8 protein-coding genes are annotated in these 13,883 nt (G+C 60.3%); 1 reads left to right on the plus strand and 7 read right to left on the minus strand.

The annotated features are described in order from the left end of the window. Window positions 1–134: 134 nt before the first annotated feature. The 6 genes from dnaE to PQU95_RS11205 all read right to left on the minus strand — a co-directional run bounded on the left by dnaE (window position 135) and on the right by PQU95_RS11205 (window position 9,420). Window positions 135–3,569 (minus strand): DNA polymerase III subunit alpha, encoded by a 3,435-nt coding sequence (gene dnaE, locus PQU95_RS11180; protein WP_272752078.1) that lies wholly within the window; start codon window positions 3,567–3,569, stop codon window positions 135–137. Between the two features lie 114 nt (window positions 3,570–3,683). Further along, entirely contained in the window at window positions 3,684–3,926 is a 243-nt protein-coding gene (locus PQU95_RS11185; protein ID WP_017508908.1) for a PhaM family polyhydroxyalkanoate granule multifunctional regulatory protein, read from the minus strand. A 125-nt stretch (window positions 3,927–4,051) separates the two neighbouring features. Further along, the gene (locus tag PQU95_RS11190; RefSeq protein WP_272752079.1) at window positions 4,052–6,328 is read right to left on the minus strand and encodes an NADP-dependent malic enzyme; all 2,277 of its coding nucleotides are present in this window, start codon (window positions 6,326–6,328) and stop codon (window positions 4,052–4,054) included. 138 nt (window positions 6,329–6,466) lie between these two features. After that, the gene (locus PQU95_RS11195; RefSeq protein WP_272752080.1) at window positions 6,467–7,750 is read right to left on the minus strand and encodes a TRAP transporter large permease; all 1,284 of its coding nucleotides are present in this window, start codon (window positions 7,748–7,750) and stop codon (window positions 6,467–6,469) included. Beyond that, window positions 7,747–8,358, minus strand: a complete 612-nt coding sequence (locus PQU95_RS11200) for a TRAP transporter small permease (protein WP_272752081.1) — start codon at window positions 8,356–8,358, stop codon at window positions 7,747–7,749. Before PQU95_RS11200 ends, PQU95_RS11195 begins: the two co-directional genes overlap by 4 nt. Before the next feature lie 63 nt (window positions 8,359–8,421). Next, a complete protein-coding gene (locus PQU95_RS11205; protein WP_272752083.1) occupies window positions 8,422–9,420 on the minus strand; it encodes a TRAP transporter substrate-binding protein in 999 nt (332 codons plus the stop codon). A gap of 191 nt (window positions 9,421–9,611) precedes the next feature. Between PQU95_RS11205 and PQU95_RS11210 the strand changes: the two genes are divergently transcribed. Then, window positions 9,612–11,900 carry a PAS domain-containing sensor histidine kinase gene (locus PQU95_RS11210; protein WP_272752084.1) on the plus strand — a complete coding sequence of 763 codons (2,289 nt, stop codon included), beginning with the start codon at window positions 9,612–9,614 and terminating at the stop codon, window positions 11,898–11,900. Window positions 11,901–11,942: 42 nt separating this feature from the next. Here the strand turns inward: PQU95_RS11210 and nadB are convergent, their stop codons facing one another. After that, window positions 11,943–13,526 carry an L-aspartate oxidase gene (gene nadB, locus PQU95_RS11215; protein WP_272752085.1) on the minus strand — a complete coding sequence of 528 codons (1,584 nt, stop codon included), beginning with the start codon at window positions 13,524–13,526 and terminating at the stop codon, window positions 11,943–11,945. Window positions 13,527–13,883: the final 357 nt, after the last annotated feature.

Genomic DNA, 13,883 nt, shown 5'->3' on the forward strand with positions numbered 1-13,883 from the left:
TAATAACACCCGATTCGCGCAGCCCAAGCCAGGGGCGCACCATTTTCCCCGGCTGGCATCCGCGCGAAAGTGGCTTCAGTCGTGCACTGTCGTGCGATAGCCGGCCTGGCGGTTTGGCTTGTCGCCATCCCCGGCTACCACAGGATCTTCACGCTGTTGTCGCCCAGCCAGTCTTCCAGCGTCATCAGTAGCGCGTCGTCCAGGCGTACGCCCCACTGTGGCGGCAGCATCAGGTCACCCTTGGCTTTGCCGGTATGGTAGGTAATGCGCAAGGGGCAGCCGCTATCTTCGCTGCGGTAGGGGGTGATGATGTTGCGCAGTGTGGCCACGTCGTGGCGCGGGTGCATCTGCACCGACAGGCTACGCGCGTAACGGCTGCGTGCCTCGCCCAGCTCGTACAGGTTTTCGGCAATGATGCGCATGCCGCCGCTGAAGCGGTCTTCGCTGACTTTGCCTTCCACTACCAGCACCACATCGTCTTTCAGCTTGGTGCGGTTGGCGTCTACCGCCTCGGCAAACAGGCTGACTTCTACCTTGGCGGTGCCATCGTCCAGCTGGATAAAGGCCATTTTGCCGCGGTTGCCTATCTTGGTACGAATACCGGTGACAAAGCCGGCCAGCAGCTGCGGTTCGCGCCGTGGTGCCAGCTTGGCCAGCGGGGTGCGGATAAAACCGCGCACTTCTTTCTCGTAGGCCGAGAACGGGTGGCCAGACAAGTAAAAGCCGATGGCGATCTTTTCTTCGGCCAGCTGGATGGCTGCCGGCCACGGCTTGCACGCCACCATGTCCACGCTGGGGGCGCTGTCGTCGTCGAACATGTCGAACAGGCCGCCCTGGTTGGCGTTGGCCGCTTGTTGCTCGGCCGCAGTGATGGCCAGCGCTACGTTGCTGAACAGCAGGGCGCGGCTGAGCTCGATGCTGTCGAAGGCGCCCGCGCGGATCAGTGCTTCGATCACGCGTTTGTTGACGATTTTCTTGTCGGTGCGGTGGCAGAAGTCGAACAGGCTGGTAAACGGGCCACCCGTCTCGCGTACTTGCACGATGTGTTCCACTGCCGACTCGCCGGTGCCCTTGATGGCACCCAGCGCGTAGCGGATGTGTTTGCGGTCTACCGGCACAAAGCGGTAGAAGCTGTGGTTCACGTCCGGTGGCAAAAAGCGCAGGCCGTTCTTGTTGTCGGTGGCGTCGTCGTAGAACACCTTCAGCTGGTCGGTGTTGTCCAGTTCGGTGGACATGGTGGCGGCCATGTAGGCAGCCGCGTGGTGCGCTTTCAGCCAGGCGGTATGGTAGGCCACCAGGGCGTAGGCCGCGGCGTGCGATTTGTTGAAACCGTAGCCGGCGAACTTTTCCATGTAGTCGAAGATTTCGTCGGCCTTGGCTTTTTCGATGCCCTGTTTGGCCGCGCCTTCCACGAACATGGCGCGCTGCGCCACCATCTCTTCGACTTTTTTCTTACCCATGGCGCGGCGCAGCAAGTCGGCGCCGCCCAGGCTGTAGCCGCCGCACACCTGTGCCGCCTGCATCACCTGTTCCTGGTACACCATAATGCCGTAGGTGGGCGCCAGTACCGGCTCCAGCAGCGGGTGCAGGTACTCGAATTTGGCACCGTGCATACGCTGGATAAAGTCGGGGATCAGGTCCATCGGGCCGGGGCGGTATAGCGCCACGAAGGCGATAATCTCTTCGAACTTGCTGGGCTTGGCCTCTACCAGCATCTTCTTCATGCCGGTGGATTCAAACTGGAACACGCCGGTGGTGTTGGCGTTGGCAAACACTTTGTACGCCAGCGCGTCGTCCAGCGGCAGCTTGGCCACGTCTACGTCTTCGCCGCTCAGGTCCTTGATGTATTTTTGCGCCAGCTCGATGATGGTGAGGTTGCGCAGGCCCAGAAAGTCGAACTTCACCAGGCCGATTTGTTCTACGTCGTCCTTGTCGTACATCGATACCGGCGCGGCGCCGTCACCGCTGGCGATGTACAGCGGGCAGAAGTCGGTGAGCTTGCCGGGGGCAATCAGCACGCCACCGGCGTGCATGCCGATACCGCGGGTGAGGTCTTCCAGCTTCATCGCCAGCTCGATCAGCTCGTTTGCGCCTTCGCTTTCGATGGTTTCACCGATTTGCGCCTCGGCGGCCATGGCTTTTTCCAGGCTCAGCGGCTTGTTGGCCTCCAGCGGAATCAGCTTGGACAGTTTGTCGCACAGGCCGAAGGGCAGGTCGAGCACGCGGCCAACGTCACGGATCACCGATTTGGACGACATGGTGCCGAAGGTGGCGATCTGGCTCACCGCTTCTTCGCCGTATTTGCGGCGGGTGTATTCGATCACGCGCCAGCGGTTTTCCTGGCAGAAATCCACGTCGAAGTCGGGCATCGATACCCGTTCCGGGTTCAGGAAGCGCTCGAACAGCAGGGCGTACTTCAGCGGGTCCAGGTCGGTAATGCTGAGGCTGTACGCCACCAGCGAGCCGGCACCGGAGCCCCGGCCCGGGCCCACCGGGCAGCCGTTGGCTTTACCCCACTGGATAAAGTCGGCCACGATCAGGAAGTAGCCGGGGAAGCCCATCTGGATGATGGTGTCGCACTCGAACTTCAGCCGCGCGTCGTATTCCGGCCGGCGTGCTTCGCGCTCGGCCGCATCCGGGTACAGCTGTGCCAGGCGCATGTCCAGCCCGCGCTTGGCCTCGTACACCAGAAAGTCGTTCAGCGTCATGCCGTCCGGCGTGGGGAAGTCCGGCAGGTAGTTTTTGCCCAGCACCACGTTGATATTGCAGCGGCGGGCAATCTGCACCGTGTTTTCCAGCGCCTCGGGAATGTCGGCGAAGCGTTCCAGCATCTGCTCGGTACTGAGGAAGTACTGGCATTCGCTAAAGCTGCGCGGGCGGCGTTTGTCGCCCAGCGTGTAGCCCTCGGCAATGCACACCCGTGCTTCGTGCGCTTTGAAGTCGTCCGGGTCCATGAACTGGATAGGGTGGGTGGCCACCACCGGCAGGCCGGTTTCGCCCGCCAGCCACAGCGTGGATTGCAGGATGTTTTCTACCTGGGCGCTATCGGTGCGCTGCAGTTCCAGATAAAACGCGCCAGGAAACAACTGGGCCCAGTATTCTGCGCGGCTGCGCGCCTCGTCGGCGTTGCCGTTGGCAAACGCCACCCCCACGTCGCCCAGGTGGGCGCCGGACAGGCACAGCAGGTTGCTGTTGTCGCCTTCTTCCAGCCAGGCGCGCTTGATTTCGGCGCGGCCACGGTACTGGTTGTGGGTAAAGGCGCGGGTGAGCAGCTCGCACAGGCGGCGGTAGCCCTCGCGGTTTTTGGCGGTGAGCATCAGCCGGAATGGCTTGTCGCGGTCCTCGCCGTTTTCCAGCCAGATGTCGCAGGACACAATGGGCTTGATGCCCTTGCTACGGCAGGCCTTGTAAAACTTGACCATGCCGAAGATGTTCATCAGGTCGGACATGCCCAGCGCCGGCATGCTGTCCTTGGCGGCGCGCTTGATGGCGTCGTCCAGGCGGACTATGCCGTCGGTAATGGAAAACTCCGAGTGGAGGCGAAGATGGACAAAGCGGGGTGCGTTCATGGCGGGCATTTTACCGGTGCGGCGCGTGCTGTCCAAATGAAACATGGTTGGCCGCAGGGGCTGCGGCCAACCATTGCAGGGTGAGTGCGGCCAGCCATGGCAAGGCTGGCTGGCTTATTCTTTCGGGCGCAGCGCGGCGATGGCAGCTTTCTGCATTTCCAGGGTCTTGATTTGCATGGATAACATGCCGAGGTTCATGGTAAGCCAGGTTTCCACTACTTTGAGTTCGGCGATCTTGCGTTCGACTTCTTCCACGCTCATCGGGGGCAGGAAGGGCTGGGCGCCCGGCGGCGTGGCGGACTGCATCATCTGGCGGAACAGGGCAAACGGGTCGGCGGGGTTGAATTCGGCACTCATGCTGGCTCCTGGTTCGGGTTGTTGTGGCTGTATCTTAGTGCAGAAAGGTGTGGCGCACATGCTGGCGGCAATAAAAAACGGGCACCCGTAGGTGCCCGTTGTCATGCGGCCTGGCGCAGAGCGGATCAGTTGCCGTTTTGTGCGTCCACGGCGGCCAGGGCCACCATGTTCACGATACGGCGTACCGACGAGATCTGGGTCAGGATATGTACCGGCTTGGCCATGCCCATCAGGATAGGGCCGATGGTCACGCCGTCGGAGGCAGAAACACGCAGCAGGTTGTAGCTGATGTTGGCGGCTTCCACGTTTGGCATTACCAGCAGGTTGGCCGCGCCTTTCAGGGTGCTGTCCGGCATGGCTTGCTGGCGGATGGCTTCTACCAGCGCGGCGTCGCCTTGCATCTCGCCATCGATTTCCAGTGTCGGGTGGGCGGCCTGGATCAGCTCCAGCGCGTCGCGCATCTTGCTGGCGCCTTCGGTCTGCCAGGTGCCGAAGCTGGAGTTGGACAGCAGGGCCACTTTCGGTGCGATACCGAAGCGGCTTACCGCGCGGGCAGCCATTTCGGTAATGGCGGCCAGTTGCGGCGCGTCCGGGCTCTCGTTCACGTAGGTGTCGGTGATGAAGATGTTGCCGGTAGGCAGGATCAGCGCGTTCATGGCGCCGGCCACTTTGTCTTCACGGGCGTAGCCGATCACGTCGCGCACGATGTCCAGATGCTGGCGGTAGGTGCCGTAGGTACCGCAGATCAGCGCGTCGGCTTCACCGCGGCGTACCATCAGCGCGCCGATCAGGGTGGTGTTGCCGATAACGCGGCGACGGGCCTGTTCCTGGGAAACGCCTTTGCGCTTCATCAGGTTGTAGTATTCCTTCCAGTAGTCGCCAAAGCGCGGGTCGGATTCGTTGTTGACCAGGTCGAAGTCTTTGCCGGCTTCCAGTTTCAGACCCAGTTTTTCGATGCGCTTGGCAATCACGGCAGGGCGGCCGATCAGGATAGGCTTGGCCAGGCCTTGCGAGACGATTTCCTGGGTGGCGTGCAGTACGCGCTCGTCTTCACCTTCGGCCAGTACCACGCGTTTGGCTTCTTTCTTGGCCTGGGAGAATACCGGTTTCATGAACAGGTTGGTCTTGTACACGAACTGGGCCAGCTGGTCCACGTAGGCGTCGAAGTCCTTGATCGGGCGGGTAGCCACGCCGGAATCCATGGCGGCTTTGGCCACGGCAGGGGCGATCTTCACGATCAGGCGCGGGTCGAACGGCTTCGGAATCACGTATTCCGGGCCGAAGGACAGCTCCTGGTCGCCGTAGGCAGACGCTACTACGTCGTTCTGCTCGGCCATGGCCAGGTCAGCGATGGCGCGTACGCAGGCCAGCTTCATCTCTTCGTTGATGGTGGTGGCGCCTACGTCCAGCGCACCACGGAAGATGAACGGGAAGCATAGTACGTTGTTGACCTGGTTCGGGAAGTCGGAACGGCCGGTGCCGATGATGGCATCCGGGCGAACTTCTTTTACCAGCGGCGGCAGGATTTCCGGTTCCGGGTTGGCCATGGCCAGAATCACCGGGTAGGCGGCCATGGATTTCACCATGTCCTGGCTCACCAGTTTCGGGCCGGACAGACCCATGAAGATGTCGGCGCCGACCATGGCATCAGCCAGTTTGCGCTGGCCGTTGTCCGGGATGGCGAAGCGTTTTTTCGATTCGTCCATCTTGTCGTCGCGATCCTGGTAGATCACACCTTTGGAGTCGCAGACGGTGACGTTTTCGCGCTTCACGCCCAGGGCTACCAGCAGCTCCAGGCAAGCAATGGCAGCAGCGCCGGCACCGGATGCCACTACGCGTACATTGCCGATTTCCTTGTTCACCAGGCGCAGCGAGTTCAGTACCGCAGCGGCGGCCACGATGGCGGTGCCGTGCTGGTCGTCGTGGAACACCGGAATATTCATGCGCTCACGGCACTTCTTCTCGATGTAGAAGCATTCCGGGGCCTTGATGTCTTCCAGGTTGATGCCGCCAAAGGTCGGCTCCATCGCGCAGATGATGTCGACCAGCTTGTCCGGGTCGTTCTCGTCCAGCTCGATATCGAACACGTCAACACCGGCAAATTTCTTGAACAGTACGCCCTTGCCTTCCATGACCGGCTTGCCGGCCAGCGGGCCGATATTACCCAGGCCCAGTACGGCGGTACCGTTGGTTACCACGGCAACCAGGTTGCCGCGGGCGGTGTATTTGTAGGCATTCAGCGGGTCTTCCACGATAGCGTCGCAAGGAGCGGCTACGCCCGGGGAGTAGGCAAGTGCCAGGTCGCGCTGGGTGGCCAGCGGTTTGGTTGGGGCGACCTGGATCTTGCCCGGCTGCGGGAACTGGTGGAAATCGAGTGCGGCTTGGCGCAGTTGCTCGTCCATTCTGTTGGCTCCTGATTGTTATTCAGAGGGTGTGGAGAGGCCGGCCATTATAGGGCCAACCCTTGCTTATGGGTACGCGTGTCTGACAAAAAACGCGACGGAAGGGTTCCGTCGCGTCTTGTCGCCGGCTGGCGCGGTTTACATCATGCCCAGTGTTTTGGGCAGCCACAGCGAGATGGCAGGCACATAGGTGATCAGGCCCAGGAAGACGAGCATGGTGAGCAGCCACGGCCATACCGCGATGGTGAGCTCGGTAATGCCCATCTTGGTGATGCCGGATGCTACGTACAGGTTCAGGCCCACCGGCGGGTGGCACATGCCCACTTCCATGTTCACCACGATCAGGATGCCGAAGTGCACCGGGTCGATGCCCAGGGCTACGGCCACCGGGAACAGGATGGGGGCGAAGATCAGTACGATGGACGATGGTTCCATCACGTTACCCGCCAGCAGCAGGATCACGTTCACGGCCAGCAGGAAGGCGATCGGGCCCAGGCCTGCGTCGATCAGCGAGCTGGCCATGGCTTGAGGAATGCCTTCGCTGGTCATCAGGAAAGAGAACAGCACCGCGTTGGTAATGATGTACAGCAGCATGGCGGACATGCTGGCCGAATCCAGCAGCACCTTCGGTACTTGCTTCAGCGTCAGGTCCTTGTAGATGAACACGGCCACGATGAAGGCGTACACGGCAGACATGGCGGCAGCTTCGGTCGGGGTGAAGATGCCGGTGTAGATACCACCGATTACCACCACGATCAGCAACAGGCCCCAGATCGACTCGCGCAGTGCTTTCAGGCGCTGCTGCATGCTGGCTTTGGCCAGGCGTGGGTAGCCGAATTTACGGGCACGGTACCAGGTAGTCAGGCCCAGGAAACCGGCCAGCATCAGGCCCGGAATCACCCCGGCCATGAACAGCTGGCCCACCGAGGTGTTGGTGGCTACCGAGTACATCACCATCACGATGGACGGCGGGATCAGGATGCCCAGCGCGCCCGAGGTGGTGATCACGCCTGCGCCAAAGCTATTGGGAAAGCCTTGCTTTACCATGGCGGGCAGCAAAATGGAGCCGATGGCTACCACGGTGGCCGGGCTGGAGCCGGATACCGCAGCAAACAGGGCGCAGGCCAGCACGCCGGCCAGGCCCAGGCCGCCGTGCCAGTGGCCCACCATGGACGAGGCAAAGTTGATCATGCGCTTTGCCACCCCGCCGTGGGTCAGGAAGTTACCGGCCAGGATGAAGAACGGAATCGCCATGATCTCGAACTTCTCGATGCCGGTGAACAGCTTCAGTGCCACGGCTTCGATGGGTACTTCGGTCATGGTAAACAGGAAAGTCAGTACCGTCAGGCCCAGCGAAATGGAGATCGGCATGCCGGTAAGCATCAGTACGATCAGCAGGCCAAAAATGATGAGTGCGCTCATTTTTTGTCGCCTCCGTTTTTCAGGTCGTGCGGGTGCAGATTGTCGTCCATGGCAAACCAGTTGCTGTCGTCTGCCACGTCTTCCATGCCTTCCACGTGGCTATGGTCATGCTTGGGCAGCTCGCCTGTTTTCAGGAAGTTCACCATGACCTGCAAGAAGCGGAAGCTCATCAGGTAAGAGCCCAGTGGTACCGCCAGATAAACGATCCACATCGGCACTTCCAGGTCGGCCGAGGTCTGGTCGGTGTGGGCGATTTCCCACACGAAGGTCGCGCCAAGGGTGCCGACAGTGCCGGTGAACAGGGCGCCAGCCAGCAGTCCGATAACGATAAACTTGCTGCGGTTCTTGTCCGACAATTTGTTGATCAGTACGTCCACGCCCACGTGGATGCCGGTACGCACGCCATAGGCGGCGCCGAATTTGGCCATCCACACAAACAGGTAAATAGTGAGTTCTTGTGCCCAGCTGGTGTGGATGTGTGCCAGATAGGGTTGAAGTGACTCGATGCCGCTACCGTAACGGTGCACCACTGCAAAAAACGTGATCAGTGTTGCTACCGCCATCAGGGTTGCGATCAGCCACTCCTCGAGATGGTCGAGGAATTTCATGTCTTGACTCCGGTGGGAGGTTGGCCGCAGGGCTGCGGCCAACCTGATGCGCTCAGAAAAGGCTTAGTTCGGGGTGAAGCCGGTCTGTTTGTAGATCAGCTGAACCAGGCCTTCGCCAATACGGTCGTCCATCTTGGTGTGAACCGGTACCAGTGCCTTTTTGAAGGCATCGCGCTCTGCAGCGGTAGGGATGTAGATCTGGGTTTTGCCGCTGGCCTTGATCTTGGCCAGGTCGTCGTCGTTTTCCTGCTTGGCGATCTTGTTGGCGTAGTTGGTAGCATCTTTCATCGCGCCATCCAGAATGGTGCGTACGTCAGCCGGCAGACCGTCCCAGAATTTCTTGTTCACGATCACGGCGTAGCCCAGGTAGCCGTGGTTGGTGACCGTGGCGTACTTTTGTACTTCGTGCATTTTCTGGGTCAGCATGTTGGATGGCGGGTTCTCGGTGCCATCTACCACGCCGGTTTGCAGTGCCTGGTAGGTTTCCGAGAAGGCCATTACTTGCGGCAGGGCGCCCAGGGAGCGCATTTCTTCTTCCAGCACCTTGGAAGACTGGATGCGCATCTTCAGGCCTTTGAAGTCAGCCGGGGACTTCAGCGGTTTGTTGGCGGAGAAAATCTTGAAGCCGTTGTCCCAGTAAGCCAGGCCCTTGATGCCTTTGCTTTCCAGTTTGCTCAGCAGCTGCATGCCGATCGGGCCTTGCGTGACTTTGTGCAGTTCGTCGTAGTTGTCAAAGATGTACGGCAGGTCGAAGACTTCGAACTCTTTGGCACCCAGCGGGCCGAACTTGGCCAAGCTAGGCGCCAGCATTTGTACGGCGCCCAGCTGCAGGGCTTCCAGTTCTTCCTTATCCTTGTACAGCTGGCTGTTCGGGAAAACTTGTACCTGAACGCGGCCTTTGGTGCGCTCTTCAGCCAGCTTCTTGAAGTATTCGGCGGCTTTGCCTTTTGGTGTGTCTTGGGCAACTACGTGGCTGAATTTGATCACGAAGTCGGCGGCGTTGGCGGCGCCGGCTACGCCGAATGCCAGGCTGGCGATCAGGGCTGCGTATTTCAGTTTCATTTGTATACTCTCCAGTGTTTTGTTTGTGTTGCTTAGGCCCCGTTTGTTGGGTGGGGCTCATCGCAAACTGAACACTAGAATCAAAGCACTACTTTAGCCATTGGGGAATTCAGCATTGGGGATTTCCCTAATACCGATAGCGTGACGCTGCCGGCACCTTGGCGCCCCGCGGCCAACCTTGATGACACCTTATGATCCTGAGTGAACACGCTTCCCATGTGACTCCGCGCCGTTTGTGGGTGGCGGCGTCGCTTATTCTTATCGGTTTGCTGCTGGCGCTGGGTGGCTTGTTCTGGGTGGTGTACAAGGACTGGCGCGACGAGCAGCGCGATGGCCTGATTCAGGAGCTGCTGTGGCTGGACCAAAGCCTGCGCTTGCACCTGGAGGGGCATCAGCAAAGTGTGGAATCCATGCAACTGGATGCGCCGCTGACGCGCGCCCAGTCGCGGCGTTTTTTTGCCGCCGCCGCATTGTTGCAACGCGAGAGCAAGGAAATCGAGGCGGTGCAGTGGGTTGGCCCGCGCGGGGCGGTGTTGCTGGATGCGCAAAAGCGTACCGGTCTGCAGTTGGGCGGGGACGCTTACGACGCCTTGTGGCGCGCCGAGCGCCTGGGCCGCTCGGCGTATAGCCCGCCGTATCTGGGGCAGGACGGCAAGTACCGCTTTGATCTGGCGGTGCCGGTATTTGAATCCGGGCGCTACCTGGGTGGTTTGCGCCTGGTGTACCGCATGGATCTGCTGCTGCAGTACCAGGTGCCGTGGTGGCTGGCCACCAAGTACCACATCAGCCTGGTTGATCTGGGTGGCAAGGCGCTGGCCAGCAAGTTTGACCAGGCTTCTCCGGTGGGGACGCTGTCGCACGAGCTGAGCTTTGATCCGCCTGGTTATGGTGTCAGCCTGCGCGCCATTACGTATCGTGCCGGGGTGGGCTTCTCCTTGCCGGTGCTCAGCCTGCTGATCGGCCTGCTGGTGGTGGCCTTGCTATTCGCCCTGTGGCGCATACGCGGCCAGGTGCGCGTACGGGCACGGGCCGAGCGTGCGTTGCAGCACGAGATGTCTTTGCGCCGCTCGGTGGAAGACAGTATGAAAAGCGGCCTCATCGCCTTTGCCGGCAATGGCCAGATACTGCGGGTAAACCGTGCCATGAGCGAGCTGACCGGCTTGTCTGCCGATGAGCTGGTGGGTCAGCAGCTGCCCTATAGTTTTTGGGCCGAAGAAGATTACCCGCTATTGATGCAGGCCATGCAGGCGATGCTGGCCGGGCAGCTGCCCGAACACGGCTTTGAATTGCCATTCCGCCATCGTGATGGCGAAAAGGTAGAGGTGCGCTTGTACGCTACGCCACTGTTGCTGGAAGGCGGGCGGCACGATGGCTGGGTGGCGTCCATGTACGACATTACCGAGCTCAAGAAAAAGCGGGTGGCGCTGGATGAGTCGCATCGGCGCTTTCTGGCGGTGCTCAATGGCCTGGAAAGTGGCCTGTGTGTCATCGATGGCGATACACGCCAGCTGTTATACGCCAACCCGGCTTTTGCTGCCGGCTGGGCCAGCTTTGCCGTGGATGGCAGCTACTGCCCGCTGATGCCTGGCCTGCTGGGCGAGACGCATGCGACTGCGGCCAACCTGGAGTGCTCACCCGATGGTGGCCGTAGCTGGTTCCAGCTGCAATACCGGCGTATTGACTGGGTAGGGGGCGAGCCAGCCTGGCTGTGCATGCTGCTGGATGTCACTGACGCCCGCGCCCGCGCCGAGCGCGAGCTGGCGCAGGAGGAGCGCTTCCAGACCACCTCGCGCCTGATCGCCATGGGCGAGATGGCCTCGTCGCTGGCGCACGAGCTAAACCAGCCGCTTACCGCCATTTCCACCTACGCCGCCGGCCTGGCGCGCAAGCTGCCCGCCGAGCAGGCGCAGGCGCGCGGGGTGGGGGAGGCGGTACAAGCCATTGCCGACCAGGCGCGCCGTGCCGGGCAAATCGTCAACAGTATCCGGGCGTTTGTGAAAAAGCACGCGCCCCAGCTAGAGCTGAGTGACCCGGATCTGGCGGTGAGGCGGGTGCTGGCATTGGCGCAGCCTATGGCGGACAAGCATGGTGTGCGGCTGGTGCTGGAGCCGGCGCGTGGCAGCTTGCGCGTAGAAATGGACCCGGTGTTGATCGAGCAGGTGCTATTGAACCTGATCAAGAATGCCATCGAGGCCATGCGCGAAGCGGGCAGCGTGCGGCCAACCATTCATTTGCGCAGTGCAACCGGCAAACAATTCTGGCGGGTGGAGGTGAGTGATAACGGACCGGGCTTGCAGGATGGGGTGAAAGAAAACCTGTTTACGCCGTTTTACTCCACCAAAACCGACGGCATGGGCATTGGTCTGAATATCTGCCGTTCGATTGTGGAATTCCACCGTGGCGAGTTTGGTGTGAGTACGCCGCTGGCGGGGGGCTGCGTGTTCTGGTTTACGCTGCCGGTATTTGTGCCGCAGGGCTGAGTGAAAAGGTTGGCCGCAGATTGCGGCCAACCTGTGCTTGGCTTACTTTTGCGGCGTCAGGATGGTGTCGCTGCTTTGCGGCAGTGTTTCGGGGTAGTCGCGGCTGAAATGCAAGCCACGGCTTTCCTTGCGTGCCAGGGCGGAACGCACAATCAGTTCGGCGGTTTGTACCAGGTTGCGTAGCTCAACCAGGTCGTTGGTAATGTGGAAGTTGCTGTAATACTCGTCAATTTCCTCATTCAGCAGCTTGATGCGGTTCAGTGCGCGTTCCAGGCGCTTGTTGGTGCGCACGATGCCCACGTAGTCCCACATCGCACGGCGTAGCTCGTCCCAGTTGTGCGAGATCACTACCTCCTCGTCGGTATCGGTCACACGGCTATCGTCCCAGTCCGGAATGGTGGGCTGTTTTACCGGTGCCGCCGCATTGATGTCGGCAGCGGCCGCTTTGCCGATTACCATGCACTCCAGCAGCGAGTTGCTGGCCAGGCGGTTCGCGCCGTGCAGGCCGGTGCAGGCTACTTCACCTACGGCGTACAAGCCTTCCACGTCAGTGCGCCCCTCCAGGTCGGTAATCAGGCCGCCGCAGGTATAGTGTGCCGCCGGCACCACAGGGATAGGCTGCTGGGTAATGTCTATGCCCAGCTCCAGGCAGTGGGCGTAGATATTGGGGAAGTGCTCCTGGATAAAGCTGGCCGGCTTGTACGAGATGTCCAGGTACACGCAGTCCAGCCCGTGCTTTTTCATCTCGAAGTCAATCGCCCGGGCCACTACGTCGCGCGGCGCCAGTTCGGCGCGCTCGTCGTGGTGCGGCATGAAGCGGGTGCCATCCGGCAGGCGCAGGATGCCGCCTTCGCCGCGCACCGCTTCGGAAATCAGGAAAGATTTGCTGTGCGGGTGGTACAAGCAGGTGGGGTGGAACTGGATGAACTCCATATTGCCCACACGGCAGCCGGCACGCCAGCCCATGGCAATGCCGTCACCGGTGGCGGTATCAGGGTTGGTGGTATACAGGTAAACCTTGCCAGCACCGCCGGAAGCCAGAATGGTATGGTTGGCCGCAATAGTCACCACCTGGTCTGCCAGTTTGTCCAGCGCGTATACACCGTAGCAGCGCTTGCCTTCCAGCCCTAGCTTGGCACTGGTAATCAGGTCTACCGCAATAAAGTCTTCCAGTACCGTAATTTGCGGGTGGGCTTTAATCTTCTGCCCCAGCGTACTGGTAACGGCAGCGCCGGTCGCATCGGCGGCGTGAATGATGCGACGATGACTGTGGCCGCCTTCGCGCGTCAGGTGAAAGCCGGTCTGGTGGCTGTCATCGCGCGTAAACGGCACGCCCAGGTCCACCAGCCAGTCGATCGCCTCTTTCGAGTTCTCAACGATAAAGCGTGTTGTCTCCTCATTGCACAGCCCTGCGCCGGCAATCAGGGTATCGCTTATATGCTGTTCTACCGAATCCCCCGTATCCAGAACGGCAGCAATGCCACCTTGCGCATAGCTGGAGCTGCCCTCCAGCAAGTCGCGTTTGGTAATCAGGCCTACCTTGCGGGTTTCAGCCAAATGCAGCGCCAGCGTCATGCCTGCCAGGCCGCTGCCAATAATCAGCACATCAAACTTGAGAGTGGTCATTACCTTGGGTTGCGATCGTCGCATACAGTCGATAAACAAGGCCTAAAGGGTAGCAGAGCCCGGCCTTACTGTCTTTTACTGAAAGTTGGCCGCCTGCGGCCAACTTTTTTGCTTTTCGTAGCCGTTGCAAATCAACACCTTAAGCAAATACTTGCAGTTTATTGCGGGGTAAGTGTTGACGCCCTTTGTCTGTCTGGGTATAGTTCGCCTCCTCAGCTGACGACGCAAACGAAACAAGCAGTCAGCACCGCTCTTTAACAGACCAAATAACCGATAGGTGTAAGTGTCTGGCTAAGCCAAATACTTGCACTGCAAAGATTTAGAGAAACGATGTTTCTTTGAACTTGCGTGCCAAAA

The sequence above is a fragment of the Vogesella aquatica genome, assembly GCF_028548455.1.
GTDB lineage: Bacteria > Pseudomonadota > Gammaproteobacteria > Burkholderiales > Chromobacteriaceae > Vogesella > Vogesella aquatica.